Raw genomic sequence first — 25,555 nt, 5'->3', positions numbered from 1 at the left:
AACGATGTCCGGACGGCCGGCGAACAACTCGCGAACGGCCGCCGGGTGGCCGAAACCTCACCTCGCCGATCCCGAAAGGAGTCCCCTACGTACCGAATCGCCCCCTTGTGCGAACGGCGTCGAGGGGTTTGGGTGGGACGAGCGTTGTCGGCCCGGCCCAACCGGCACCGGTCCGACGGCATGAATGGAATCTCAGGAGGATCCCGACATGTCCGATACGGTGAGCGACTGTAAAGACGGTGCGGAGGACCGCTCCGCGCTCACCGAGGCAGACGTGGAGGCGCTGGTACGAGGCATCTGCTTCAAGACCGGCCCGCCCCGCCGCCTCGGTGTCGAACTGGAATGGCTCGTCCACGAGCCGCTGCGACCACGGCTTCCCGTCACACAGACACGTCTCGACGCGGCATATGCCGCACTGCGGACCCTGCCCCTGAGTTCGGCGCTCACCGTCGAACCCGGCGGCCAGCTGGAGCTGAGTTCCGCTCCCGCCGACTCCCTGATGGAGTGCGTACGGTCCGTCTCCGCCGATCTCGACACGGTCCGCGCCGCCCTGCGCGCGGACGGCCTCGGCCTGTACGGCTGCGGTCACGACCCGTGGAATCCCCCCACCCGCTACCTCCGGCAGCCCCGCTACGACGCCATGGAGGCCTGTCTGGACCGCACCGGTCCCGAGGGCCGCGCCATGATGTGCTCCTCCGCCTCCGTCCAGGTGTGCCTGGACGCCGGGTACGAGGAGCCGGGCCCGCTCGGCCACGGCCGGCGTTGGTGGCTGGCGCACACGCTGGGCGCGGTGCTGGTCGCCGCGTTCGCGCACTCCCCCGTGGCCCGCGGCCGCCCCACGGGCTGGCGCTCGACCCGGCAGTACCTGTGGACCGCGCTGGACCCGGGCCGCAGCGGCGCCCCGCCGCTCGGCCCCGATCCCCGGGGCGCGTGGGCCGAACGGGTGCTGGACGCGCCCGTGATGTGCGTGCGCCGGGACGACGGTCCCTGGGACGTGCCGGAGGGCCTGACCTTCCGGGAGTGGACCCGGTCGGCCGAAGGTCCCACACGTGCCGACCTGGACTACCACCTCACCACCCTGTTCCCGCCGGTGCGGCCGCGCGGTCATCTGGAGTTGCGGATGATCGACGCCCAGCCCGGCCCGGACGGCTGGATCGTGCCGCTGGCGGTGACGACGGCCCTCTTCGACGACCCGGAGGCCGCCGAGACCGCCTACCGCACGGTCAAGCCTCTCGCCGAGCGCACGAACGCGCGCGCCGCCCCACGCAACCCGCTGTGGACGACCGCCGCCCGCGAGGGCCTGACCGATCCGGAGCTGCGCGAGGCCGCTGCCGTCTGCTTCGCCGCCGCCGCCGAGGCGCTGCCCCGGCTCGGCGCCGACGACGGCGTACAAGCGGCCGTCGCCGAGTTCACCGAACGCTATGTGGCCCGGGGCCGCTGCCCCGCCGACGATCTCCTGGCGCACGCACCGCACGCACCTCACGCGCCGCACGCACCTCACGCGCCGCACCACGGGAAGGAACCGCGCACATGACCGAGTCCGCCTCCCCGACACCGACCCCCCGCACCACCGGCGCGACCGGCCCCACCGGCACGACCAGAACCACTGGCACGACCGACACCACCGCGCCCACCGACCCCGAGGCCCTGCGGACCCGCGCCCTGGAGGCCCTGACCACCGCGCGCGAGCGCACCGCGCTCCTCACCGAGTGCGTCGAGGAACCCGATCTGCTCGCCCAGCACTCGCCGCTGATGTCCCCCCTGGTCTGGGACCTCGCGCACATAGGCAACCAGGAGGAACTCTGGCTGCTGCGCACGGTGGCCGGGCGCGAGGCGATGCGGCCGGAGATCGACGGCCTGTACGACGCGTTCGAGCACCCGCGCGCCGCACGGCCGTCGCTGCCGCTGCTCCCGCCCGCCGAGGCCCGCCGCTACGCCGCCGAGGTGCGCGGCCGGGCGCTGGACGTGCTGGAGAGCACCGCCTTCCAGGGCGGCCGGGCACTGACGGAGGCCGGTTTCGCCTTCGGCATGATCGCCCAGCACGAGCAGCAGCACGACGAGACCATGCTCATCACCCACCAACTCCGCACGGGCCCGCAGGCGCTCACCGCACCGGATCCGGCGCCGGTGCCGCCGTACAGGGGTCCGGCCGAAGTCCTGGTCCCCGGGGGTCCGTTCACCATGGGGACGTCGACCGAGCCCTGGTCGCTGGACAACGAACGGCCCGCGCACCGACGCGAAGTGGCCGCCTTCCACATCGACACCGTGCCCGTCACCAACGGCGCCTACCAGGAGTTCATGGCCGACGGCGGCTACGACGACGCGCGCTGGTGGGACCCGGCGGGCTGGGCGCACATCCGCACCCACACCATCCGGGCACCGCAGTTCTGGCGCCGTGAGGACGCGCAGTGGCTGCGGCGGCGGTTCGGCGTGACCGAGGCCGTCCCGCCGGACGAGCCGGTGCTGCACGTGAGCTGGTACGAGGCGGACGCGTACGCCCGCTGGGCCGGGCGGCGGCTGCCCACCGAGGCCGAGTGGGAGAAGGCCGCCCGCTTCGACCCGGCCACCGGCCGCTCCCGGCGCTACCCGTGGGGCGACGCCGACCCGGGCCCGGCCCACGCCAACCTGGGCCAGCACCATCTGCGCCCCGCCCCGGCCGGCAGCTACCCGGAGGGGGAATCCCCGCTCGGCGTACGGCAGTTGATCGGTGACGTGTGGGAGTGGACGTCGAGCGACCTCGCCCCGTACCCGGGCTTCCGGGCGTTCCCGTACAAGGAGTACTCGGAGGTCTTCTTCGGCCCCGAGTACAAGGTACTGCGCGGCGGTTCGTTCGCCGTGGACCCGGTGGCCTGCCGGGGCACCTTCCGCAACTGGGACTATCCGATCCGGCGGCAGATCTTCTCCGGCTTCCGCACCGCCCGCGACGCCGCCCCGGACGCCGCCTGATGTGCCGCCACGTGGCGTATCTCGGTCCGACCCAGCCGCTGGGCGCGCTGCTGACAGTGCCGCCGCACGGTCTGTACCGGCAGTCGTGGGCGCCCCGCCGGCAGCGGTACGGGACGGTCAACGCCGACGGTTTCGGCATCGGCTGGTACGCCGGAGGCGACCCGGTGCCGGCCCGTTACCGGCGGGCCGGACCGATCTGGGCCGACCTGTCGTTCGCGGACCTCGCACGCGTGGTGCGCTCGGGCGCGGTGCTCGCCGCCGTCCGGGACGCCACCCTCTCGGGTGCCGACGCGGAGGCCGCGGCGGCACCGTTCGCCGCAGACCGTTGGCTGTTCAGCCACAACGGGGCCGTCACCGGCTGGCCCGGCTCCCTCGCCGGACTCGCGCGCGCCCTGCCGGCCGAGGAGGTGCTCGCCCTGGAGGCGCGCAACGACTCCGCGCTGGTCTGGGCGCTCGTGCTGAACCGGCTGCGCGGCGGCGACGAGCCGGGCCAGGCGCTGGCCGACACGGTCCTGGAGGTCGCCGCGGCGGCCCCCGGCTCCCGGCTCAATCTGCTGCTCACCGACGGCGACACGATCGTCGCCACCGCCTGGGGCGACACGCTCTGGTACCTGACCGAACCCGGCCGCCGCACGGTCGTCGCCTCCGAGCCGTACGACGACGACCCGCACTGGCACGAGGTCCCCGACCGCACCCTGCTCGCCGCGAGCCGCACCGACGTCCTGCTCACGCCCCTGAAGGAGCCCGAGCCCGGCCCGGTGCCGTCCGCACCCACCGCACCACCGAAGGAGCCCCGTACGTGAGCCCGTTCCTTCTCACCCGCACCCTCCCCGAGGGCGCCACCGAGACCGCGCTGCGCACCGACGTACGCCGCGGCCTCACCGGCACCCCCAAGACCCTGCCGCCGAAGTGGTTCTACGACGCCCACGGCAGCGAACTGTTCGAAAAGATCACCGAACTGCCCGAGTACTACCCCACGCGCGCCGAGCGGGAGATCCTCCGGGCCCGCTCGGGCGAGATCGCCGCCGCGGCCGGCGCGCGCACGCTCGTCGAACTGGGCTCCGGGTCCTCCGAGAAGACCCGGCACCTGCTGGACGCCATGACCGGGCTGCGCACCTACGTGCCCGTCGACGTCAGCGACAGCGCCCTGCGCCGGGCGGGCCACGCGCTGGCCGAGGAGTACCCGGGGCTCGACGTGCACGCGCTGCTCGCCGACTTCACCACCTCCCTCACCCTGCCGGACACCCCCGGACCCCGGCTGGTGGCGTTCCTCGGCGGCACCGTCGGCAATCTGGTGCCCGGGGAGCGGGCCGTGTTCCTCGCCTCCGTACGGGCCCTGCTGGCGCCCGGCGACACGCTGCTGCTCGGCACGGACCTGGTCAAGGACGAGTCGGTGCTCGTCGCGGCGTACGACGACGCGGCGGGCGTGACGGCCGCGTTCAACAAGAACGTGCTGAACGTGGTCAACCGCGAACTCGGCGGCGACTTCGACCCCGACGCGTTCGAGCACGTCGCCCGGTGGGACGCCGCCCAGGAGTGGATCGAGATGCGGCTGCGGTCGCGCACGGCCCAGACCGTGAAGATCCGCGCGCTCGGCCTGGCCGTCGACTTCGCGGCAGGCGAGGAACTGCGCACGGAGGTCTCGGCGAAGTTCCGCGCGGACGGGGTACGCGGGGAGCTGGCCGCTGCCGGGCTGGAGCTCGGTCACTGGTGGACGGACCGCGGCGGGAGGTTCGCGCTCTCGCTCAGCACGGTCCGCTGACCGGTGCGGCGGCGCCGCCTCGCGGGGTGGCGCCGCCTGCGGCACGGTGGAGTGACGCATGCGTGCGCGCAACCGTCACCGTGGAGAGAGGCATCGCACATGTCCGACAACGTGTACCGCGTGACCGAGATCGTCGGCACCTCGACGGAGGGCGTCGACGACGCGATCCGCAAGGGCATCTCGCGGGCGTCCCAGACGCTGCGCAACCTGGACTGGTTCGAGGTGACCCAGGTCCGGGGCCACATCGAGAACGGCGAGATCGAGCACTACCAGGTCGGCCTGAAGGTGGGCTTCAGGCTCGACGGCGAGGAGTAGGGCCCGCGCGGGGGCGGCGGCAGACACCCGGCGCCCGCCCCCGTCCGGCGTACCGCAGAATGGGGGGCGTGAACCCCGTTCGGCTGCTCGTCGTCGACGACGATCCCCCCATCGCCGATCTCGTGGCCACCGTCGCCCGTTACGAGGGCTGGGAGGCGGTCACCGCGTACTCCGGCGAGGAGGCGCTGACCCGCGCCGCCGCGTTCCGGCCGGACATCGTCGTACTGGACCTGATGCTCCCCGGCATCGACGGCTTCGGTGTGCTGGACCGGCTGCGCGGCGCCGGCATGGGCGTCCCCGTCGTCTTCCTCACCGCCCGCGACGGTGTCGCCGACCGCGTCGCCGGACTCACCCGGGGCGGCGACGACTACCTCGTCAAACCGTTCGCCGTGGAGGAGCTGATGGCCCGGCTGCGCACGGTACTGCGCCGCAGCCTCGGCCCCGGCGGTCCCCGCTCCGTACTGCGGGTCGCGGACCTGACGATGGACGAGGACACCCGGGAGGTCCGGCGCGGCGACCGGCTCCTCGCACTGACCCCCACCGAGTACGACGTGCTGCGCTGTCTGCTGCGCGGATCGCCCGCCGTGCTGACCAAGGCACAGATCCTCGACGACGTCTGGCAGTACGGCTTCGGCGGCCGGTCCAACGTGGTGGAACTGGTCGTCAGCCGGCTGCGCCGCAAGCTGGAGGCGGCCGACGGCGGCGCGGTGCCCCTGATCCACACCGTGCGCGGGGTCGGGTACGTGGCGCGGCGGGCCGCCGAGTGAGGCGCCCGCCCCGGCCCCGGTGGAAGCTGCGCCTCGGCACCCGGTTGGCACTGGGGGTGGGCGCGCTGTCGCTCGTGGTGTTCGCGGTGGTCGGCACCGCGCTGACGATGTACATGCGGCAGTACCAGGAACGCCAGCTCGCCGAGCAGATGAAGCTCGTGCAGATCGTGCAGACCAAGGACGCGAAGGCGCACGGCACGGTGGAGCGGCGCCCCTACTACGGCTGGTACACCGCCGTGTACGAGGTGAAGGACGGACACGCCGAGCTGCGCCGCCCCGCCGACGTGCCGGCCGCCACCGGCGCGCTCGCGGCCGTCGCCGAGGCGCAGCCGGCCTCGGGCTCCGAACATCTGACCCGGACCGCGGAGATCCCCGGCGAGGGCGCGTATCTGCTGCGGGCGTGCTCGGTGGAGCGCGGGGTGGTCCTGGTCAGCGCCGCCCCGCTGGCGGACGTGCGGGCGACCACCCGGCGGCTGATCACCGTGCAGGTGGTGACGTTCGCGGCGGCGCTGGTCGCCCTCGTGGTGGCCGGACGGGCGGTGCTGCGGCGCGGCCTGCGACCGCTGAGCGACCTCGCGGCGACCGCGCACGACATCACCTCGCACGACCTGACCGACTCGGGGCGGCTGCCGGTGCGCGCCGACGGCCGCAGCGGCGCCCCGGAGATCCAGGAGCTGCGCTCGGCGTTCAACACGATGCTGGAGCACATCGACGACTCGCTGGTGGTACGCGCGGAGGCCGAGCGGCGGCTGCGGCGGTTCGTCGCGGACGCCTCGCACGAGCTGCGCACCCCGCTGATGTCGGTACGGGGCTACGCGGACCTGTTCCAGTACGCGCCCGCCCACTCCCCCGAGGAACGGGACCGGCACCTGGCCCGGCTGCGCGCGGAGGCGGCCCGGATGGGGGTGCTCCTGGACGATCTGCTGCTGCTCGCCCGGCTGGACGCGGCGGAGGTGGAGGCGCCGCTGCGACCGGAGGAGACCGATCTGGTGGAGCTGGTGCGGCGGGCGGCGGACGCGTTCCGTGCCAGTCACCCGGACCGTCCGCTGACGGTCACGACCGGGCCGGGCGAGCTGCTGCTGCGGTTCGACCCGGCGCGGATCCGCCAGGTGGTGGACAACCTGCTCGCCAACGCGGCGGTGCACACCCCGGCCGGTACGAAGGTGTCGGTGGAGGTGGCCGTGGAGACGCCGGCGGAGGTACCGGCGGGGGCACCGGCACCGGTGCCCTGCCAGGCATCCCGTCAGACGTCCCGCCAAGCGCTCCGCCCGGCGCCGCGCCAAGCCCTCCGCCGGGCGTCCGCCCGGACACCGGCCGCCGCGTCCGACGGGTTCGCCGCGTCCGGCAGATCCGGCGGGTCCGGCGCGTCCCAGGGCTCGGAGGGAGCCGAGCGAACCGGGGGAATCGGGGCGGCCGGGGCGACCGGGGTATCGGGTGTCTCGCCCGGCGGGTGCGGCGCCGCGGTCGTCCGGGTCACCGACGCCGGGCCCGGGATACCCGCCGCCGACCGGGGGCGGATCTTCGACCGGTTCTACCGGGTCGACAAGGCCCGTACCCGCGACCGCGGCGGCAGCGGGCTGGGGCTCGCGGTCGTCCGTTCCCTGGTCGAGGCGCACGGCGGCACCGTCGACGTCACGGGCGGTCCCGGCGCGACCACGTTCACGCTCAGGATCCCGCTGACGGAGCGGACCTGACCCGGGCCACCTCCTCGGGCAGCATGTGCGGAGCCTCCCGCAGCGCCGTCTCCGCCACCGGGTAGGCCACCTCGGTCACCCGTCCGGCCGCCGACCCCGTGGCGATGCCGCCGTCGGCGTGCGCCGTGCCGGCGGGGAGGAGCATGAGGCCGCCTCCCATGGCCAGGACGACCGCCCTACGCACCCCCGTACGGGACTCACCAACCGTCACCTTCGACTCCTTCCGCCTGCCGGGGCGCTCGCCCCGGGCGGGCCCACGCTGGCAGGGCGAGCGCGCGACACGCGAACGGAAACCCCGCTCGTCCCACGGACGGAGGAGAACAGGCCCGGTCGGCTGACGAACTGACGGACCTGCCGTCCTCCGTGCGGGCGAAAGACGCGGGCGTGTTCATCACACAACGGCCGGTTTGCCGCCGACTGCACCCGGAACGGGTCAATACCGGAATTATTTGCCGCATTTCCGGCAATGTCTACGGCTTCGAGAGGTTCCGCGAGGTTCCCAGATCCGTCGAAGCTGAGGGAGTACCACCTGATGGCCCGTAGACACGTCGGCGCAGGCTGTGCCGTCCTGACCGTGCTCGGTTCGCTCGTGCTGGCGAGCCCGTCCCAGGCGACGGCCACCGCCTCGTCCCTACCGCCCGCCGACGGCCCCTCGGCGGCGCGGACCCTCGGGGCCGACCGGCCGTCGGCCGAGGTCCTGCACGCGCTGCGGCGCGACCTGGGGCTGACCGCGACCGAGGCCCGGCGGCGGCTGTCGAACGAGGCGGAGGCGGGCACCCGGGCCGGGCGGCTGCGCAACGCGCTCGGCGACCGCTTCGCCGGCGCCTGGGTGCACGGCAGGACGTCGGCCGGGCTGACCGTCGCCACGACGGACAAGGCGGACGTCGCCGCCATCGAGGCGGGCGGCGCGGACGCCAAGGTGGTCAAGGTGAGACTGGCCGATCTCCGGAACGTCAAGCAGAAGCTGGACAAGGCCGCCACCGCCGCGCGCGGACGCCGTACGCCGGTGCGTTACGTCGACATCGTCAACAACCGGGTGACGGTGCAGGCCACCAGCAGGGCGGCGGCGGACGAACTGCTGAAGGCCGCCAAGGTGGACCGGCACCGGGTCGCGGTGACGGTGTCCAAGGACCTGCCGCGCGCGCTGTACGACATCGTCGGCGGCGACGCGTACTACATCAACGACGAGGCCCGCTGCTCCGTCGGGTTCTCCGTCACCGAGGGCGAGCAGCAGGGCTTCGTGTCCGCCGGGCACTGCGGGAGCGCGGGCGACACGACGGCCGGGTACAACCAGGTGGACCAGGGCACCTTCCAGGACTCGGTGTTCCCCGGCCACGACTACTCCTGGGTCGCCACCAACGACGACTGGACCGCCACTCCGTACGTCAGGGGCGAGGGCGGCGCGAACGTGACGGTGTCCGGCTCCGTGGAGGCGCTGGTGGGCGCCTCGGTCTGCCGCTCGGGCTCCACCACGGGCTGGCACTGCGGCACCATCCAGCAGCACGACACGAGCGTGACCTACCCGGAGGGCACGGTGAACGGGGTGACCCGGACGACGGTGTGCGCCGAGCCCGGCGACTCCGGCGGCCCGTACGTCTCCGGCAGCCAGGCGCAGGGCGTCACCTCCGGCGGCTCCGGCGACTGCACGAACGGCGGGACGACGTACTACCAGCCGGTCAACCCGGCGCTGAGCGCCTTCGGGCTGACCCTCACCACCGACACGGCGACGGCGCAGACGCCGGACACCACCCCGGAGCCGCAGTCCGGCACCTGGGCGGCGGGCGCGGTCTACGACGTGGGCGCGAAGGTGACGTACGGCGGTGTCACGTACGTGTGCCTCCAGCCGCACCAGGCGCAGAGCGTGTGGCAGCCGGCCACGACGCCGGCGCTGTGGCAGAAGGTCTGACCCCGCGCGGCGCGACGGCGTCGCGCACCACCGGCCGGGGCCCGCGCGGCGGGCCCCGGCCGCGTGCCGGTGGGGCCACCACACTCCCGGCGGCGGTCGGGCCCCGGTGATGTCAGCCTTCTTCGGCCGTCCCGTCCGCCACACGTGAGACATGCGAGGCGGAGCCTCGGCGTTCGCCGTTCCGGCCGAACGCTGTCACCGGGGTTTCGCGATCACCTCGTTCACATATCAGTGCCACAGAACACCCGCTCCGGGAATCGGGCGTCGGCTGAGGTGTTGACGTGTAGGTGAGCAGCTCAGTCATGGCAGGGACCAGGTTCTCCGTGCTCGACCGGTCGCGGATCCGGGAGGGGCACGACGCGGGCGAGGCGCTGCGGGACACGGTGGCGCTGGCGCGCGAGGCGGAACGGCTCGGCTTCCACCGCTTCTGGGTCGCCGAGCACCACGGCGTGCCCGGGGTCGCCGGTTCCGCGCCGACCGTGCTCGCGGCGGCCGTCGCCGCGGCGACCCGGACGATCCGGGTCGGCACGGGCGGGGTGATGCTGCCCAACCACCGGCCGCTGGTGGTGGCGGAGCAGTTCGGGGTGCTGGAGTCGCTGTTCCCCGGGCGGATCGACATGGGGCTGGGCCGCTCGGTCGGCTTCACCGGCGGGGTGCGGCGGGCACTGGGCGTGGGCAAGGACGAGGCCGACGATTTCGCCGGACAGCTCGAGGAGTTGCTCGGCTGGTTCCGCGGCACCTCCCCCACCGGGGTGCACGCACGCCCGTCCGAGGGGCTGACGGTGCCTCCGTTCGTCCTCGCCATGGGCGAGGGGGCGCGGATCGCCGCGCGGGCGGGGCTGCCGATGGTCATCGGTGACCTGCGGAACCGGGAGCGGATGCTGCGGGGCATCGAGCAGTACCGGGCGGCGTTCCGCCCCTCGGTGTGGGCGGAACGGCCGTACGTGGTGATCTCCGGGACGGTGGCCGTGGCCGGTACGGCACAGGAGGCGCGGCGGCTGTTGAAGCCGGAGGCGTGGTCGATGGCGTACGCCCGGACGCACGGGGCGTTCCCGCCGCTGCCGGCGGTGGAGACGGTGGAGGGGCGGGCCATGACGGGGAAGGAACGGGAGCTGTACGAGGCGGGGTTGCGGGGGCATGTCGCCGGGACGGAGGAGGAGGTCGCGGCGGAGTTGGCGCGGGTGGTGGGAGAAACGGGGGCGGAGGAGGTGCTGGTGACGACGAGTACGTACGGGCGCGCGGCACTGACGGATTCGTACGGGCGGCTGGCGCGGGCGGTGGGGTTGATCGCCCCCGCCGCCCCCTGAAGGGGCGCGGGGAACTGCGCGGGAAGCCCGGCCCACCCGCGCGCGTGGGGGGGGAAGGGGCGGAGCCCCTTGTCGTGAGGGGGAGGAGGGCAGGGGCGGCGGGGGCGAAGAGAACCGGCTCAGCCCAGCGCCCGCTGCGCCGTCTCCGTCAGCGACCGCCGGTCACCGCACTCCCCCGCGTCCACCACCCCCCGCACCCCCACCTCCGCGACCAGTCCCCGCACGCCCACCACCCGCCACAGCGAGGCGACGAGTGTGTCGTCGCCGACGAACGCCGCGACCGCCGTCGCCGCACCTCCCACCAGCCCGTACCGGATCCGCACCGGCTGCACCGGCACCCCCGCGTCCAGCGCCGCCTGGAACACCGCCCGCCGGAACTCCCCCCGCTCCCGCCCGCACCACGTGCTGCCCTCCGGGAAGGCGACCACCGCCGCCCCCTCCCGCAGCGCCGCCGCGACCCGTGCCACCGTCGCGGGCAACGCCCGCAACCGGTCGCGTTCGAGGAACAGCGTGCCCCCGCGCGCGGCGAGCACGCCCGCCACGGGCCACCGTCGTACCTCCGCCTTGGCGAGCATGCGCGCGGGACGGAGCGCGGCGAGCAGCGGTACGTCGAGCCAGGAGATGTGGTTGGCGACGACCAGCACTCCCCCGTCGGGCACGGGTCCGCCGGTGACGCGGACCCGTACCCCGGCCGCCCGTACGACGGCCCGGCACCAGCCCCGTACGGCCGCGGCCGGCACCCACCGGCCGAGCGGCAGCAGCGCGACACCGGCCGTGACCACGGCCACCACCGCCGCGAGCCGCAGCACGGCCCGGGGCAGGGCGACGGTCGTGGCCGGTGCCGTCGGCCGTACGCACGCCCCGGGGGTGCAGGGGGCGGCGGGCAGCCAGGCGCTCATCAGGCGGCCGATGCGGAGGCGGGGAGGAGGGAGAGGAAGTGCCGCAGATAGCGCGGGTCGACCCGGCGCATGGACAGCAGCACGTACAGGTCGGCGACCCCGAAGTCGGGGTCGTGCGCGGGCTCTCCGCACACCCAGGCCCCGAGCCGCAGATAGCCGCGCAGCAGCGCGGGCAGTTCCCGCCGCCCCCCGCCCGTCCCGACCGCCGGGGCCGTGTCCTCCCCCGGCGACGCCGGCCTGGGGACCCACGGCAGCAGCGGCCGTACCCGGTACTCCTCCGGGGACAGGTTCTTCGTGCGCACGCGGTCCCACGTCGCCGACGCCAGGGTGCCGCCGTCGGCCAGCGGGATGGAGCAGCAGCCGGCCAGCCATTCGTGGCCGCGGTCCGTCATGTAGCGGGCGATGCCCGCCCAGATGAGGCCGATGACCGCGCCGCCGCGGTGGTCCGGGTGGACGCAGGAGCGGCCCACCTCGACCAGCCCGGGGCGGATCGCGGCGAGCGGGGCCAGGTCGAACTCGCCCTCGCCGTACAGGCGTCCGGCGACCGCCGCGCGCTCCGGCGGGAGCAGCCGGTAGGTGCCGACTGCCTCGCCGGTGGTCGTGTCGCGGACGAGGAGGTGGTCGCAGTACGCGTCGAAGGGGTCGATGTCGAGCCCGGGCTGCGGGGAGTCGAGCAGGGCGCCCGTCTCGCCGGCGAAGACGTCGTACCGCAGCCGCTGGGCGGCACGGACGTCGGCCTCGTCCCGGGCGAGGGTGACGACGTAGCGGAGGGGGGTCGCGGGGAGCGGGGAGCGGGGAAGCGCGGTGACGCCGGTCATGGCTCTCTCCTGGTCACGTGCCGGGTCGGCGGGGACGTGGCGGAGCCGCGTGGGCCGCGACCCGCCACCCCTGTTGTCCCGACGCCGATTGGCGTCCACGTGACCTGAGCCGAGAGCGTGGATGTGGGGTTGTTGAACGACACGCGCCCCGGACGGCGGAGCGGCCCTGTTACGAGGTGGCTCCCGGGCGCAGGGCCGGGCGGGGCCCCGGGGTACGAAGCGGGGCCGGGGATGAGCACCACTCCCGGCCCCGCCCGTCCGCCCGCTCGGCGAACGTCTTTGCCGGTGCGGCCCCGCCCTACCGCTTCCCGGCCTTGCGGGTCGCCCGCAGCCACTCCTTGTTCATGCTGGTGATCGACATCAGCGGGATGCCCTTCGGGCACGCGGTCGCGCACTCGCCGGCCAGGGTGCAGCCGCCGAAGCCCTCGTCGTCCATCTGCGCCACCATGTCGAGCACCCGGGTCTCCCGCTCGGGGGCGCCCTGCGGCAGCACGTTCAGGTGGTTGATCTTCGCGGAGGTGAACAGCATGGCCGCGCCGTTCGGGCAGGCGGCCACGCACGCGCCGCAGCCGATGCACTCGGCGTGCTCGAAGGCGAAGTCCGCGTCGGCCTTGGGCACCGGCGTGGCGTGGGCCTCCGGGGCGGAGCCGGTGGGCGCGGTGACATAGCCGCCGGCCTGGATGATCCGGTCGAACGCGGAGCGGTCGACGACGAGGTCCTTCACGACCGGGAACGCGGCGGCGCGCCACGGCTCGATGTCGATGGTGTCCCCGTCCTGGAAGGCCCGCATGTGGAGCTGGCAGGTGGTGGTGCGCTCGGGGCCGTGCGCGTCGCCGTTGATGACGAGCGAGCAGGCTCCGCAGATGCCCTCGCGGCAGTCGTGGTCGAAGGCGACGGGGTCCTCGCCCTTGAGGATGAGTTCCTCGTTGAGGGTGTCGAGCATCTCCAGGAAGGACATGTCGGAGGAGATGCCGTCCACCTCGTACGTGGACATGGCGCCGTCGGCGTCGGCGTTCTTCTGCCGCCAGACGCGCAGGGTGAGCCTCATGCGTAGCTCCGCTGGGTGGGGTGGACGTACTCGAAGACCAGGTCTTCCTTGTGCAGGGCGGGGGCTTCGCCGGTGCCGGTGAACTCCCAGGCGGCGGCGTAGGAGAACTCCTCGTCGCGGCGCTCGGCCTCGCCGTCGGGGGTCTGGGACTCCTCGCGGAAGTGGCCGCCGCAGGACTCGGCGCGGTGCAGTGCGTCGAGGCACATCAGCTCGGCGAGTTCCAGGTAGTCGACGACGCGGTTGGCCTTCTCCAGCGACTGGTTGAACTCCTCGCCGGTGCCGGGGACCTTGATGCGCCGCCAGAACTCCTCGCGGATCGCGGGGATCCGGTCGAGCGCCTTGCGCAGGCCCTCGTCGGTGCGGGCCATGCCGCAGAACTCCCACATGAGTTCGCCGAGTTCGCGGTGGAAGGAGTCGGGGGTGCGGTCGCCGTCGACGGCGAGGAGCAGGTTGAGCCGGTCCTCGGTCTCCGCGAGCACCTCCTGCACCACCGGGTGGTCGGCGGTGACCGGCTCCGCGTGCGGGTTGCGGGCGAGGTAGTCGTTGATGGTGGCCGGCAGCACGAAGTAGCCGTCGGCCAGGCCCTGCATCAGCGCGGAGGCGCCCAGCCGGTTGGCGCCGTGGTCGGAGAAGTTGGCCTCGCCGACCGCGAACAGGCCCGGGATCGTGGTCTGGAGGTCGTAGTCGACCCACAGTCCGCCCATCGTGTAGTGCACGGCGGGGTAGATCCGCATCGGCACCCGGTACGGGTCCTCGTCGGTGATCCGCTGGTACATGTCGAAGAGGTTGCCGTACTTGGCCTCGACGGCCCCCCGGCCCATCCGCTCGATCGCGTCGGCGAAGTCCAGGTACACGCCCTGGCCGCCGGGGCCCACCCCCCTGCCCTCGTCGCACACGTTCTTCGCGGCGCGGGAGGCGATGTCACGGGGGACGAGGTTGCCGAAGGAGGGGTAGATCCGCTCCAGGTAGTAGTCGCGCTCGTCCTCGGGGATCTCGCCCGGCGGGCGGGTGTCACCCTTCGCCCTCGGTACCCAGATGCGGCCGTCGTTGCGCAGCGACTCGCTCATCAGGGTCAGCTTGGACTGGTGGTCGCCGGTGCGCGGGATGCAGGTGGGGTGGATCTGGGTGAAGCAGGGGTTGGCGAAGTAGGCACCCCGCCGGTGCGCCCGCCAGATCGCGGTCGCGTTGGAGTTCATCGCGTTGGTCGACAGGTAGAAGACGTTGCCGTAGCCGCCGGAGGCGAGGACGACGGCGTCCGCGAAGTAGGTGGAGATCGCACCGGTGACCAGGTCGCGGGCGACGATCCCGCGCGCCTTCCCGTCGACGACGACGAGGTCGAGCATCTCGGTGCGCGGGTGCATCTCGATGTTCCCGGCGGCGATCTGCCGGGACAGCGCCTGGTAGGCGCCGAGGAGGAGCTGCTGTCCCGTCTGGCCGCGGGCGTAGAACGTGCGGGAGACCTGGACGCCGCCGAAGGAGCGGGTGTCGAGCAGTCCGCCGTACTCGCGGGCGAACGGCACGCCCTGGGCGACGCACTGGTCGATGATCTCTACGGAGATCTGCGCGAGGCGGTGCACATTGGACTCGCGGGAGCGGAAGTCGCCGCCCTTGACGGTGTCGTAGAACAGACGGTGGACGGAGTCGCCGTCGTTGCGGTAGTTCTTCGCGGCGTTGATGCCGCCCTGCGCGGCGATGGAGTGGGCGCGGCGCGGGGAGTCCTGGTAGCAGAACTGGACGACGTGGTAGCCCTGTTCGGCGAGCGTGGCACCGGCGCTGCCGCCGGCCAGTCCGGTGCCGACGACGATGACGGTCTTGCCGCGCCGGTTGGCGGGGTTGACCAGCTTCGCCTCGAAACGGCGGGTGTCCCAGCGCTCGTTGACCGGTCCGGCCGGCGCCTTGGTGTCGGCGACGGGCTCGCCGGTGGTGTAGTCGAGGTAGCCGGTGCGGCCGGCACGGCCGGTGGCGGAGGTCGAGGGGGTCGGGGTGTTCGACGAGATCACGGTCAGTTCACCACTCCGGTCATGACGCCCACGGGGACGGCGATGAAGCCGGCCGTGAGCAGCAGCGCGAGGACGTCGGCGACGGTCTTGAGGGCGCGGTCGCGGGTGCGGCTGCCGGCGCCCAGGGTCTGTGCGGCGCTCCAGAAGCCGTGCCGGATGTGCAGGCCGAGCGCGAGCATCGCGACGATGTAGATGACGTCGCCGTACCAGGTGGAGAAGGTGTCCACCACGTTCTGGTACGGGTGCCCCTCCTGGAAGCCGCCGGAGTGCACGGTGCCGGTGGTCAGGTCCAGGAGGTGCCAGACGATGAACAGGCCGAGGATGATCCCGCCCCACCGCATGGTGCGGGTGGCGTAGCTCGAACGGGCCTTCTTGTGCACGTACTTGCTGGGCCGGGCCCTGAGGTCGCGGCGGCTGAGCTGGTACGCGGAGACGGCGTGCGCGACGACGGCGACGACAAGGACGACGCGGACGATCCACAGCGTCCACTCGTAGTGCATGAACGGCTCGCCGACGGTGCGCAGCCAGTGGGCGTAGTGGTTGAACTCGGCCGCCCCGAAGTAGATCTTCAGATTGCCGATCATGTGGACGACCAGGTACAGCAGCATGATCAGCCCGCTGACGGCCATGACCGTCTTCTTGCCGACGGAGCTGTCCCACACCGCGCGTGTCATGGACGGTCGTCGGTCCGTCCGCGTTGCCAGAGCCATGCGCATGACGCTAGGGCCGAAGGACCCCATCGGTCCAAGACATGGACCGGCTCGATTCGATAGCCAATGACTATCGGAGTCGTATGCTGGCGGGATGCAGTTCCAGCAGCTCCACTACTTCGTGACGGTCGCCGAGACCCGGCACTTCACCCGGGCCGCCGATCTCGTGCATGTGGCCCAGCCCTCGCTGTCGCAGCAGATCAAGGCGCTGGAGCGGGAGCTGGGGGCGGATCTGTTCCTGCGGGCGCGCGGCAACATCACGCTCACCGACGCGGGCGAGGCGCTGCTGCCGCTGGCCCGGCGGATCCTCGCCGACGCGGAGACCGCGCGGATCGAGGTGCAGGAGCTGGTCCAGCTCCGGTCCGGGCGGGTCCGGCTCGGCGCGACGCCCAGTGTGTGCACGGGGCTCCTGCCGGACGTGCTGCGCGGCTTCCACGACCGCTATCCGGGGATCAGACTGCTGATCGAGGAGGGCGGCTCGCACGACCTCGTACGGGAGCTGGCGCGCGGGGCGCTGGACCTGGCGCTGGTGGTGCTGCCGCTGCCGTCGCCGTCCCCGGCGCTGACGACGGTGGAGCTGCTGCGGGAGGACCTGGTGGTCGTCTCCTCCCCGGACGCGCCCCGGCCGGGCGGGGGCCGGCGTGCGGTGCGGGTCGCGGAGCTGGAGGGTGAGCGCCTGGTGATGTTCCGGCACGGGTACGACCTGCGGGAGCTGACGGTGGCGGCGTGCCGGGCGGAGGGGTTCGAGCCGGACTTCGCGGTGGAGGGGGGCGAGATGGACGCGGTGCTGGGGTTCGTGCGGGCGGGGTTGGGAGTGGCCGTCGTGCCGCGGATGGTGGCGGCGCGGTCGGGGCGGGGGTTGCGGGTGACGGCGTTGGCCGCGCCGGGGTTGTACCGGACGATCGCGCTGGCGCACCGGAGTGATGTGGCTCCGCCGCGGGCCGCGCGGGAGTTGCAGAGGATGTTGTTGGAGAGGTGAGGGCGGCGAGGGCGGCGGTTCCCTCGCCCCCGCCGCCCCTGCCCTTCCCGTCCCCGGGGGCTTCGCCCCCGGACCCCCACAAGACGCGCCCACGCGGCGGAGCCGCACAGTGACACAGCCCCGCGCCCCTTATTCCGCCGCCGCCACCGTCGGGGACGTGCGGGCTGCCCGTAGGGCCGGGACCATGCCGGCCGTCGCCGTGACGAGGACCAGGGCGGTGAAGACCACTGCCAGGCTGCCCGTGGGGAGGGTGAACGGGGCGCTGGTCTCGACGGTGCGGACCCCGAGCCAGGAGTACGGGATGCCGAGGGCCAGGCCGAGGACGCCGCCGAGGACGCCGTAGAGGGCGCACTCCGCCGTGACCATGCGGTGCACGGACCCCGCGCCGAGCCCGAGCGCCCGCAGGAGGCCGAACTCCCGCGTGCGTTCGGCGACGGTGAGGCTCGCAGTGGTGGCGACTCCGGCGACCGCCACGAGGACGGTGAGGCACAGGACGAGGACGACCGTCGTGGCCATCGTCCGCAGGTCCTCGGACTGGCTGTCCTTGCCGTCCGCGCTCTCGGCGACGACACGGCCGTCGCCGCGTTCCGGGCCGGTCAACGTGGCGGTGACGGCCCGCCGTGCCTCGGCCCGTCCGTCAGGGCCGTCCTGCGCGGCGTCGGCGGTGACCATGGTGGGGGCGACGGCCACTCCCATCCGGGTCAGGTCGCCGGCCGGGACGAAGAAGTTACCGCCGTAGGGGCCCTCTCCCGGCAGTGTCGCCGCCACGGTGAGGTGCACGGGCCGCTTCTTGTACATCAGTGTCACGCGGTCGCCCACGGCCACCCCGAGCGAGTGGGCGTGGTCGGCGTCGACGACGACGTGGCCGGGGGCGAGGTGGTCGAGGGAGCCGGTGCGGGCGGTCAGGCTCACCCCGGACCGCACGGTGGCGAGGTCGAGGTCGGCCAGGGTCGCGGTGCGGGCGCCCTCGACGACCTCGGTGGTGCGGAAGGCGGTCACATCCGCCAGCTCGGGGTGCTTCTTGAGGTCGGCGACGAGCTTCGCGTCCAGCGGCTTCTCGTCCCGGGACGTCAGGGAGAAGTCGGCGGGTGCCGCCACCGCCTGCTGGTACCGGTCGTAGGCCTGGAGGGAGGCCAGGCAGGTCAGCGTCGATCCGATCAGGCAGGCTCCGAGGGCCACGACGACCGAGACGGAGGCCGCCCGGCCGGGTGCGCCGCCGACCCCGGCGACCGCCAGACGGCCGGCCGCGCCGACCCGGCGCAGCGGCACGGCGACGGCCGCCAGCAGGGGGCGTACGAGGCGGGGGCCGAGGACGACGAGGGCGAGGAAGGCCAGCGCCCCCGAGGCGACCACGAGGGTCAGCCCGTTCAACCGGTCGTACTCGCCGTCGCCCGGCTGGGGCAGACCGCTGTAGCTCTGCAGGGCGAGCAGCGCGGCGCCCGCCACGCAGAGCAGACCGAGGGCGGCCCGGCCGAGGCCGCCGGTTCCGCCGTCACCGGTGGCCGAGCTGCGCAGTGCCTGCAGCGGGGAGACCCGCGAGGCGGACAGGGACGGTGACACGACCGCGAACACCGCGAGGAGACCGGTGCCGAGGACGGTGAGGACGGCCTCGGCGAGGGGGAAGTGGGCGGGCGCGGAGAGGTCGCGTCCGAAGATGCCGGCGAGCGCGGGGGCGAGCCGTCCGCAGCCCCAGGCGGCCAGCGCGCCGAGCGTGCCGGCCAGCAGGCCGATCACCGCGCCCTCGACGACGAGGGCGGCGGCCAGCCGGCGCGGGGTCGCTCCGATGGCGCGCAGCAGGGCGAGCTGGCGCACGCGGCGGGCGAAGACGATGCGGAAGGTGGAGGCGGCGACGAGGACTGCCGCGCCGACGGCGACGACGAGGAAGACGGTGACCATGTCCAGGAGGTCGCTCGCATCCGTCACCGCCTCGTGGGCCTCTTCGTCCCGGATGTCGTCCCCGGAGCGCACCTCGGCGCCGGGCACCGCCGTACGGATCCGCTCGGTGAGATCCGCCGGGGCGGAGCCGGTGTCGGTGCGGACGTCGACGCGGGTGTAAGTCGTCGTGCCGAGCAGGCGGGCCAGTTGCGGGCCGGGGGCGTATCCGGTCGGGTCCGTGTCGTTGGTCGCCCTGCTGCGCACGATGCCGGTGACGCGGACCTTCACCTGCCGGGTGCGGTCGCTGTCGTCGCCGTCGGGCCGCAGCAGGGTGAGGGTGGATCCGGGTGCGAGACCGTACTCGCGGGCGGCCTGCGTGTTGACGGCGAGCCGGTCGGGGCCGGAGGGATAGGCGCCCTTGGTGAGCCGTACGCCCGCGAGGTCGCCGCTGCCGGGGTCCGCCGACAGGTGGAGGTAGCGCTCGACGGCGCTGCCGCCCAGCGGGGAGCCGTCGTCGATGCGGCCCACCGCCTCGGCGACCCCGGGAACCTTCCTGATCGCGGCGAGGCGCGCGTCACCGAGGTTCTGGTCGCCTTCGGAGGTGACCACGAGCGACACGGCGTCGGGAGTTCCGTGGAACCGTGCGATCACGGTGGCGCTGAGGATCTGCTGGGCCATGACGGCCCCGAAGACGACGAACGCCGCGATGAGCAGGGAGGTCGCGGTCGCCATGGACCGGCCGGGCCGTCTCAGGAGCTCCGCCACCTGCGAGCCGAGGACGCTCGCGCGCCACGGCCGGTTCGAACCCACCGGCTTGCCCGGGCTGTTCGGGCCACCGGGGCTGTTTCGGTCGCCCTGGCTGTTCTGGCTGTTTCGGTCGCCCTGGCTGTTCTGGCTGTTCTGGCTGTTCGGTGTACTCATCGGTGCCTCGCCGTGACGTCGCGGAGGAGAACGGTGTTCCGGTCGGGGTCGGCGGGGCGCTCGTCGTTGACGATGCGGCCGTCAGCGAGGGTCAGCACGCGGTCCGCGTACTGCGCGGCGCGCGGGTCGTGGGTGACCATCACCACCGTCTGTCCGAGGTCGTCGACGGACTGGCGCAGGATGGCGAGGACCTCCGTGCCGGCCTGGGAGTCGAGGTTGCCGGTCGGCTCGTCGGCGAAGACCACGGCCGGCCGCGCCACCAGTGCCCGCGCGACGGCCACCCGCTGCTGCTGTCCGCCGGACAGTTCCGAGGGTCGGTGCGCGAGGCGGTGGGTGATGCCGAGGACCCCGCAGAGGTGATCGACGAGTGCGCGGTCCGGCCGCCCGCCCGCCATCGTGACGGGGAGCACGATGTTCTCGTACGCGGTGAGCTGCGGCAGCAGGTTGAACGACTGGAAGACGAAGCCGATCCGTTCCCGGCGCACCCGGGTCAGCGCCCGGTCGGACAGTCCGGTGAGTTCCGTGCCGTCCAGGACGATGCTCCCGGAGGTGACGCCGTCGAGCCCGGCGACGCAGTGCATCAGCGTCGACTTCCCCGATCCGGAGGGGCCGACGACGGCGGTGAACCGGGCGCGCCGAATGCCGACGGAGACTCCGTCGAGCGCCCGTACCTGGAGGGTCCCCTGACGGTAGGTCTTGACCAGGGCGGTGGCGGTGATGACGTCGTCCGGCGCGTGGTCGGGCGCGGTGGTGTGCAGGCTCATGGTGGCGGTTTCTCGCGTTCCGGTGGTGGTCAGGAGCCGAACTGCGGCAGGGTGACGGTGACTCCGGAGTCCGAGCAGTGGCCGCGGACCTTGCTCTGGAGGGCCTTGACGTCCTGCTTGGTGGGCACCTCGGCGGACCGGCCGGCGTTCTGCTTGGCGGTCTCGACCGCCCAGCCCTGGTAGGTGCCGACGTTGTACCCGAGGTAGCCGTCCTTCATCTCCGTGCGGCGCTTGTCGCCGCTCTCCTTCGCCCACTTCTCCGCGTCCGGCACGGGGCCGGTGGAGATCTTCTGGGACTGGTCGACGAGGTCCTGCGCCATACGGCAGTCGGCGGCGGACGCCTGGCTGGGCTTGTTGTGCTCGTGGTACGCGTAGCCGGCCCCGCCGGCCACGGCCAGGACGAGGACGCCCGCCACCGTGCCGATGACGAGGCCCTTGCGCTTGCGGGCGGGGGTGGTGGGCGTGTCGATGAGGGTGGGCGCGGTGTGCATCGGGCTCTCCAGTGGCTTCTCGGGTGCTGTCCGCCGCGTTCGGCGACAGTGAGAAGTCTGGTTTCCGGAGCCCTCCCGGACATCGGTCGAGAATTCGAGATCGGGAGCGGTACTTCTGACCCGTGGGGCGGGGCGGGTTCTGCACCCCGGGGGGCAGAGCGCGGTGGAATTCCTGCTCCCCCAGGGGGAGACCCCGGGCCCGACACCGTCAGACGGGGTTCCGGGCCGGCGTCACGGGGCGGGGCCGGCCGGAGGGTCCGTGCTCACGCGGGCGGACGGACCAGCCCGGACTCGTAGGCGAACGCGACGGCCTGGGCCCGGTCGCGCAGATGCAGCTTCGCCATCAGATTGCCCAGGTGCGTCTTCACCGTGGCCTCGGCCACGTACAGTTCCGCCGCGACCTCCGCGTTGGACAGTCCCCGGGCGACCTGGGAGAGCACCTCCCGTTCGCGCGCGGTGAGGACGTCCAGCCGTTCGGACTGTCCGTTCGCGGGTGCCAGCCGGTCGGCGACCTGGTTGAGAAGGAGCCGGGTGATGCGCGGCGCCACCACGGACTCCCCCGCGGCCACGACCCGGATGGCGCCCACGACCTCCGCGGCGGGCGCGTTCTTCAACAGGAAGCCGCCGGCCCCGGCCCGCAGCGCCGCGAAGGCGTCCTCGTCGTTGTCGAACGTGGTCAGCACCAGGACTCCGGGCGGGTTCTCACGGCGCATCAGTTCCTCGGTGGCCCGGATGCCGTCCATGACCGGCATCCGGATGTCCATGATGACGACGTCCGCCCGCACCCTGTCCAGCAGGTCGAGGGCGTCCGCACCGTTCTCCGCCTCGCCGACGACCTCGATGTCGTCCGCGGCGGCCAGCACCATGGCGAACCCGGCGCGGATCAGCGGCTGGTCGTCCACCACGGCCACCCGGATCGGGCCGTGCGGCCCCGCCTCCCCTGCTGCCTGCGTCAACGCTTCGTCCTTGTCGGTATCCGGGCACGTACGTGCCATCCACTGCCCAATCGCGGGCCGGCCTCGAAGGTGCCGCCGGCCAGCTCCACCCGCTCCCGCATGCCCACCAGACCGTTGCCGCCGGAGTGCGGGTCGACCCCGCCGCCGGCGAGCGTGCCGGCTCCGTCGTCGACGACGTCGATCAGCAGTGTGCCCTGCTCCTCGCGGAGTTCGATGCCGACCTTGGCCCCGGCGCCGGCGTGCCGGAGCACGTTCGTCAGACATTCCTGGACGATCCGGAAGGCCGTCATCTCCTCCGCGGGCGCCAGCCGCCCCTCGCCGACCTCGACCGACACGTCCACGGTCAGTCCGGCGACCCGTGCGCGCTCCGCGACGGTCCCGATCTCGTCGAGGGTGACCAGGCGCCGCTCCACCTCGTCGACGGCCTGGCCCTGGTCACCCTCGCGCAGCACGCGGACGATCCGGTGCATGTCGTCGATGGCGTCGCGGCCGGTGGCGGCGATCGTCTTCAGCGCGGTCTCCGCCATGTCGGGCGACTTGCGCAGCACGGCCCCGGCGCCGTCGGCCTGAAGGATCATCACCGCCAGGCTGTGGGCCACCACGTCGTGCAGTTCCCTCGCGATCCCGGCCCGTTCCTCGGCCGCGGCCAGCCGCATGCGGTGCTCCTGCTCCCGCTCGGCGTGCCAGGCGCGGGCCGCCTGGCTCTCGGCGTACAGACGCCGGGTCCGCAGGGAGAAGGCGGTCAGCCAGACCGTCAGCGTCAGCCCCCAGAAGTACAGCAGTGTCTCGGGATCCGCGAACCGCTCCAGACCGGCGGCGGGTATCCCCACCGTCCCGGCCCCCGTCGCCAGCAGCACCGCGGCGCCCGCGGCATACGGCATCCGGGGGTCCCGGGAGTGGTGGACGACCGACATCATGGCGAACAGCACGGCGACGTCGTACGCGGCGGGCGCCGACGCCGACGGGCCGGACGGGTCGTGAAGGGCGAACTGGACGACGGCCAACGCCAGGACAGCCCCCAGGACGGTGACGGGGTACTGCCTGCGGGCGAACAGGCAGAGCCCCATGAGCAGGCCGAGCGGCAGGTCGGACTCCACGTCGTACTGTCTCGCCGCCAGCAGGACCACCAGCGCGAGCCCGACGTCGCAGACCCGGCCGAGGACCTGCCGGTGCCGCCCGGTCAGATGTATCCAGGCGGACGGCGCCGGGGGCGTCCCTTCCTCACTCACCGCTCGCCCCTAGCCCGTCGCATCCACGAGCGCCAGTTCGTGCAGCCGCTCCGGCGGGCCCGGGCGGGCGTAGTACCAGCCCTGCGCCGTGTCGCAGCCCAGCACCCGCAACTGCTCGGCCTGCGCCCCGGTCTCCACGCCCTCCACCGTCACGGTGAGGTCCAGGCTGTGTGCCAGGGTGACGATGCCCTCGACGATCTTCAGGTCGATGGGGTCCGCCGGGTACTGCTGCATGCCCTGGGTGAAGGAACGGTCCAGCTTGAGTATGGACACCGGCAGGCGGCGCAGGTTGGCGAGGTTGGAGTAGCCCGTGCCGAAGTCGTCGAGCGCGATGTCCACGCCCATCTCCGCGAGCCGGCGCAGCGGCTTGAGCAGGTCGTCGTCGGCGCCGATCAGCGCGGACTCGGTCACCTCCAGGCACAGCGCCTCCGGTTCGACGCCGGTCCGCTCCAGGATGTCGACGGTGTCGGAGACGAGTCCGGGGTGGGTGAGCTGGCAGGGGGACAGGTTGACGTTGACGCGCAGCGGGGCGTTCTCGCCGTGCTGCCGCTGCCAGTCGCGGGCCTGGCGCACCGACTCCTCCAGGACCCAGCGGCCCAGCGGCACGATCAGTCCGGTGTGCTCGGCGAGCGGGATGAAGTGGTCGGGGCCGAGCACGCCGTGCTGCGGGTGCAGCCAGCGCACCAGCGCCTCCGCCCCGTGCACCCGTCCGTCGTCGAGCCGCACCAGCGGCTGGTACTCGATGAAGAACTCGCCCCGGTCCAGCGCGGCGGGCAGCGCCGTGGTGAGTCCGTGCCGGGTGATGGCGCGGGCGTCGGCCTCGGGGTCGGCGAGCTCGTAGCGGTTACCGCCGGCGGACTTGGCCCGGTACATCGTGATGTCGGCGCTGCGCAGCACCTCGGCGGGCCCGCGTTCGCCCGCCGGGCCCTCGACGACGCCGATGCTGCCGCGTACCAGCAGTTCGCGGCCGTCGATGCGGACGGGGCCGGACAGCGCGTTCATGATGCGGTCGGCGAGGTCGTCGACCCCGCACTGGGTGTCCGGGCCGGTGGTCAGCGCCACGAACTCGTCGCCGCCGAGCCGGGCGACCATCTCGCCGGGCGCGGTGGCGCAGCCCTGCAGCCGGTCGGCGACCTCGACGAGGAGCCGGTCGCCGGCGGCGTGCCCGAGGCTGTCGTTGATGGTCTTGAAGCCGTCCAGGTCCAGATAGCAGAGGCCGAACCGCTGGCCCTCCCCGGCGGACAGCGCCTTCTCCAGCCGCTCGAAGAACAGCGTGCGGTTGGGCAGTCCGGTGAGCGCGTCGTGCGTGGCCTCGTAGCGCAGCCGCAGGTTGAGCAGCCGGCGCTCGGTGGTGTCCTCCATCAGCGCGAGCTGGTACTGGGGCACGCCGTCGGCGTCGCGCAGCAGGGACACCGTCAGGTTGGTCCACAGTACGGTGCCGTCGGGCCGGTAGAACGGTTTCTCCACGTGGTAGTGCTCGCGTTCGCCGCGCACCAGTTCCTGGTAGAGCCGCCACACCTGCGGGGCGTCCTCGGGGTGGGACCACTCGGCGACGTTGCGGTCCCGCAGCAGTCCCTCGGAGCCGCCGAACATGCGCAGCAGGGCGCCGTTGACCTCCAGGACGTTGCCGTCGAGGTCGGCGATGGAGATGCCTATCGCGGCGCCCTCGAAGACGGCGCGGAAGCGGGCCTCGCTCGCGTGCAGCGCCTGGGCGACGACGCCCTGGGCCTTGAGCGCGGCGGCGGAGATCGCCTCCTGCTCGGCGAGCGTGCGCTCCCGCAGCGCCTGTGCGAAGCCGGCGGCCATCGCGTGCTGCAGCCGGGCGGAGCGGGTGCGCAGCGCCTCCTGCCTCCCGGGGCCGGCATCGGCGTCGCCGCAGTAGAGCACCAGGTAGGCGTCGACGCAGTCGAGCGTGGCGCAGAGGGCCTCGGGGTCGGTGCAGTGCGTGTCGATGAGGGCGGCGCCCACCGCCCTGGCCTCCGCGGCGTCGAACGCCCGTGCCCGCAACGCCTCGCTCAGGCGGCGGGCCAGCGGCAGCAGCAGTGCCTCGAACTCGGGGCGGGTGAGCGGCGTCGTGGTCACCGGGAAGACGGCCCGGCTCCAGATCGTCGCGAACCGGCGCAGTCTGTCCTCCGGCCCGTCCACTTCGGGTCCGTCCATTTCCGATG

At 73.4% G+C, this 25,555-nt stretch carries 22 protein-coding genes; 10 read left to right on the top strand and 12 right to left on the bottom strand.

The genetic code is table 11. The annotated features are described in order from the left end of the window. Nucleotides 1-208: 208 nt before the first annotated feature. The 7 genes from egtA to QFZ64_RS31290 all read left to right on the top strand — a co-directional run bounded on the left by egtA (nucleotide 209) and on the right by QFZ64_RS31290 (nucleotide 7,484). A complete protein-coding gene (gene egtA / locus QFZ64_RS31320; RefSeq protein WP_307070846.1) occupies nucleotides 209-1,534 on the top strand; it encodes an ergothioneine biosynthesis glutamate--cysteine ligase EgtA in 1,326 nt (441 codons plus the stop codon). Next, complete coding sequence (gene egtB, locus QFZ64_RS31315; protein ID WP_307070845.1) at nucleotides 1,531-2,946, top strand: ergothioneine biosynthesis protein EgtB; 1,416 nt, start codon at nucleotides 1,531-1,533, stop codon at nucleotides 2,944-2,946. The genes egtA and egtB overlap by 4 nt, the downstream gene beginning before the upstream one ends. Then, a complete protein-coding gene (gene egtC / locus QFZ64_RS31310; RefSeq protein WP_307070844.1) occupies nucleotides 2,946-3,749 on the top strand; it encodes an ergothioneine biosynthesis protein EgtC in 804 nt (267 codons plus the stop codon). The genes egtB and egtC overlap by 1 nt, the downstream gene beginning before the upstream one ends. Beyond that, a complete protein-coding gene (gene egtD / locus QFZ64_RS31305; RefSeq protein ID WP_307070843.1) occupies nucleotides 3,746-4,708 on the top strand; it encodes an L-histidine N(alpha)-methyltransferase in 963 nt (320 codons plus the stop codon). The genes egtC and egtD overlap by 4 nt, the downstream gene beginning before the upstream one ends. 99 nt (nucleotides 4,709-4,807) lie before the next feature. Next, the gene (locus tag QFZ64_RS31300) at nucleotides 4,808-5,023 is read left to right on the top strand and encodes a dodecin (RefSeq protein ID WP_307070842.1); all 216 of its coding nucleotides are present in this window, start codon (nucleotides 4,808-4,810) and stop codon (nucleotides 5,021-5,023) included. A 68-nt stretch (nucleotides 5,024-5,091) separates the two neighbouring features. Continuing rightward, a complete protein-coding gene (locus tag QFZ64_RS31295) occupies nucleotides 5,092-5,790 on the top strand; it encodes a response regulator transcription factor (protein ID WP_307070841.1) in 699 nt (232 codons plus the stop codon). After that, nucleotides 5,787-7,484, top strand: coding sequence for a HAMP domain-containing sensor histidine kinase (locus QFZ64_RS31290; RefSeq protein WP_307070840.1), 1,698 nt, complete (start codon nucleotides 5,787-5,789; stop codon nucleotides 7,482-7,484). Before QFZ64_RS31295 ends, QFZ64_RS31290 begins: the two co-directional genes overlap by 4 nt. On the opposite strand, the gene QFZ64_RS31285 is transcribed toward QFZ64_RS31290, so the two are convergent. After that, the gene (locus QFZ64_RS31285) at nucleotides 7,456-7,695 is read right to left on the bottom strand and encodes a hypothetical protein (RefSeq protein ID WP_307070839.1); all 240 of its coding nucleotides are present in this window, start codon (nucleotides 7,693-7,695) and stop codon (nucleotides 7,456-7,458) included. The genes QFZ64_RS31290 and QFZ64_RS31285 overlap by 29 nt on opposite strands. 321 nt (nucleotides 7,696-8,016) lie before the next feature. Here QFZ64_RS31285 and QFZ64_RS31280 point away from each other — a divergent pair, with 321 nt between their 5' ends. Continuing rightward, a complete protein-coding gene (locus QFZ64_RS31280; RefSeq protein ID WP_307070838.1) occupies nucleotides 8,017-9,390 on the top strand; it encodes a carbohydrate-binding protein in 1,374 nt (457 codons plus the stop codon). Nucleotides 9,391-9,692: 302 nt separating this feature from the next. After that, nucleotides 9,693-10,697 (top strand): LLM class flavin-dependent oxidoreductase, encoded by a 1,005-nt coding sequence (locus tag QFZ64_RS31275; protein WP_307070837.1) that lies wholly within the window; start codon nucleotides 9,693-9,695, stop codon nucleotides 10,695-10,697. A 119-nt stretch (nucleotides 10,698-10,816) separates the two neighbouring features. Here the strand turns inward: QFZ64_RS31275 and QFZ64_RS31270 are convergent, their stop codons facing one another. The 5 genes from QFZ64_RS31270 to QFZ64_RS31250 all read right to left on the bottom strand — a co-directional run bounded on the left by QFZ64_RS31270 (nucleotide 10,817) and on the right by QFZ64_RS31250 (nucleotide 16,136). After that, nucleotides 10,817-11,596 carry a lysophospholipid acyltransferase family protein gene (locus tag QFZ64_RS31270; RefSeq protein WP_307070836.1) on the bottom strand — a complete coding sequence of 260 codons (780 nt, stop codon included), beginning with the start codon at nucleotides 11,594-11,596 and terminating at the stop codon, nucleotides 10,817-10,819. Then, nucleotides 11,596-12,414: a GNAT family N-acetyltransferase gene (locus QFZ64_RS31265; protein ID WP_307070835.1), complete on the bottom strand. Its 819-nt coding sequence runs from the start codon at nucleotides 12,412-12,414 to the stop codon at nucleotides 11,596-11,598. The genes QFZ64_RS31270 and QFZ64_RS31265 overlap by 1 nt, the downstream gene beginning before the upstream one ends. Before the next feature lie 298 nt (nucleotides 12,415-12,712). Next, nucleotides 12,713-13,462, bottom strand: coding sequence for a succinate dehydrogenase/fumarate reductase iron-sulfur subunit (locus QFZ64_RS31260; protein ID WP_307070834.1), 750 nt, complete (start codon nucleotides 13,460-13,462; stop codon nucleotides 12,713-12,715). Further along, a complete protein-coding gene (locus tag QFZ64_RS31255; protein ID WP_307071928.1) occupies nucleotides 13,459-15,459 on the bottom strand; it encodes a fumarate reductase/succinate dehydrogenase flavoprotein subunit in 2,001 nt (666 codons plus the stop codon). Before QFZ64_RS31255 ends, QFZ64_RS31260 begins: the two co-directional genes overlap by 4 nt. Before the next feature lie 5 nt (nucleotides 15,460-15,464). Next, entirely contained in the window at nucleotides 15,465-16,136 is a 672-nt protein-coding gene (locus QFZ64_RS31250; RefSeq protein ID WP_307071927.1) for a succinate dehydrogenase, read from the bottom strand. Nucleotides 16,137-16,266: 130 nt separating this feature from the next. Between QFZ64_RS31250 and QFZ64_RS31245 the strand changes: the two genes are divergently transcribed. Beyond that, the gene (locus QFZ64_RS31245; protein WP_307070833.1) at nucleotides 16,267-17,151 is read left to right on the top strand and encodes a LysR family transcriptional regulator; all 885 of its coding nucleotides are present in this window, start codon (nucleotides 16,267-16,269) and stop codon (nucleotides 17,149-17,151) included. Between the two features lie 129 nt (nucleotides 17,152-17,280). Here QFZ64_RS31245 and QFZ64_RS31240 read toward each other — a convergent pair whose 3' ends face one another. The 6 genes from QFZ64_RS31240 to QFZ64_RS31215 form a co-directional block, all read right to left on the bottom strand. After that, a complete protein-coding gene (locus QFZ64_RS31240; protein WP_307070832.1) occupies nucleotides 17,281-19,947 on the bottom strand; it encodes an FtsX-like permease family protein in 2,667 nt (888 codons plus the stop codon). Then, on the bottom strand, nucleotides 19,944-20,711 hold the full coding sequence (locus QFZ64_RS31235) for an ABC transporter ATP-binding protein (RefSeq protein WP_307070831.1): 768 nt from the start codon (nucleotides 20,709-20,711) through the stop codon (nucleotides 19,944-19,946). Before QFZ64_RS31235 ends, QFZ64_RS31240 begins: the two co-directional genes overlap by 4 nt. 29 nt (nucleotides 20,712-20,740) lie before the next feature. Beyond that, a complete protein-coding gene (locus QFZ64_RS31230) occupies nucleotides 20,741-21,202 on the bottom strand; it encodes a hypothetical protein (protein ID WP_307070830.1) in 462 nt (153 codons plus the stop codon). Between the two features lie 263 nt (nucleotides 21,203-21,465). After that, nucleotides 21,466-22,158, bottom strand: a complete 693-nt coding sequence (locus QFZ64_RS31225) for a response regulator transcription factor (RefSeq protein ID WP_307070829.1) — start codon at nucleotides 22,156-22,158, stop codon at nucleotides 21,466-21,468. Beyond that, entirely contained in the window at nucleotides 22,155-23,387 is a 1,233-nt protein-coding gene (locus QFZ64_RS31220; RefSeq protein WP_307070828.1) for a sensor histidine kinase, read from the bottom strand. The genes QFZ64_RS31225 and QFZ64_RS31220 overlap by 4 nt, the downstream gene beginning before the upstream one ends. 9 nt (nucleotides 23,388-23,396) lie before the next feature. Further along, the gene (locus QFZ64_RS31215) at nucleotides 23,397-25,547 is read right to left on the bottom strand and encodes a bifunctional diguanylate cyclase/phosphodiesterase (protein WP_307070827.1); all 2,151 of its coding nucleotides are present in this window, start codon (nucleotides 25,545-25,547) and stop codon (nucleotides 23,397-23,399) included. Nucleotides 25,548-25,555: the final 8 nt, after the last annotated feature.

The sequence above is a fragment of the Streptomyces sp. B3I8 genome, from assembly GCF_030816915.1.
GTDB lineage: Bacteria > Actinomycetota > Actinomycetes > Streptomycetales > Streptomycetaceae > Streptomyces.
This window is presented reverse-complemented; position numbering and strand designations above follow the sequence as displayed.

Bases quoted from the DNA above. Each gene is read 5' to 3' on its own strand.
- QFZ64_RS31230 (WP_307070830.1), bottom strand. From the start codon at position 21,202: ATGCACACCGCGCCCACCCTCATCGACACGCCCACCACCCCCGCCCGC.
- QFZ64_RS31250 (WP_307071927.1), bottom strand. From the start codon at position 16,136: ATGACACGCGCGGTGTGGGACAGCTCCGTCGGCAAGAAGACGGTCATG.
- QFZ64_RS31240 (WP_307070832.1), bottom strand. From the start codon at position 19,947: ATGAGTACACCGAACAGCCAGAACAGCCAGAACAGCCAGGGCGACCGA.
- QFZ64_RS31215 (WP_307070827.1), bottom strand. From the start codon at position 25,547: ATGGACGGACCCGAAGTGGACGGGCCGGAGGACAGACTGCGCCGGTTC.
- QFZ64_RS31235 (WP_307070831.1), bottom strand. From the start codon at position 20,711: ATGAGCCTGCACACCACCGCGCCCGACCACGCGCCGGACGACGTCATC.
- QFZ64_RS31260 (WP_307070834.1), bottom strand. From the start codon at position 13,462: ATGAGGCTCACCCTGCGCGTCTGGCGGCAGAAGAACGCCGACGCCGAC.
- QFZ64_RS31270 (WP_307070836.1), bottom strand. From the start codon at position 11,596: ATGAGCGCCTGGCTGCCCGCCGCCCCCTGCACCCCCGGGGCGTGCGTA.
- egtC (WP_307070844.1), top strand. From the start codon at position 2,946: ATGTGCCGCCACGTGGCGTATCTCGGTCCGACCCAGCCGCTGGGCGCG.
- QFZ64_RS31265 (WP_307070835.1), bottom strand. From the start codon at position 12,414: ATGACCGGCGTCACCGCGCTTCCCCGCTCCCCGCTCCCCGCGACCCCC.
- QFZ64_RS31300 (WP_307070842.1), top strand. From the start codon at position 4,808: ATGTCCGACAACGTGTACCGCGTGACCGAGATCGTCGGCACCTCGACG.
- egtA (WP_307070846.1), top strand. From the start codon at position 209: ATGTCCGATACGGTGAGCGACTGTAAAGACGGTGCGGAGGACCGCTCC.
- QFZ64_RS31280 (WP_307070838.1), top strand. From the start codon at position 8,017: ATGGCCCGTAGACACGTCGGCGCAGGCTGTGCCGTCCTGACCGTGCTC.
- QFZ64_RS31275 (WP_307070837.1), top strand. From the start codon at position 9,693: ATGGCAGGGACCAGGTTCTCCGTGCTCGACCGGTCGCGGATCCGGGAG.
- egtB (WP_307070845.1), top strand. From the start codon at position 1,531: ATGACCGAGTCCGCCTCCCCGACACCGACCCCCCGCACCACCGGCGCG.
- QFZ64_RS31245 (WP_307070833.1), top strand. From the start codon at position 16,267: ATGCAGTTCCAGCAGCTCCACTACTTCGTGACGGTCGCCGAGACCCGG.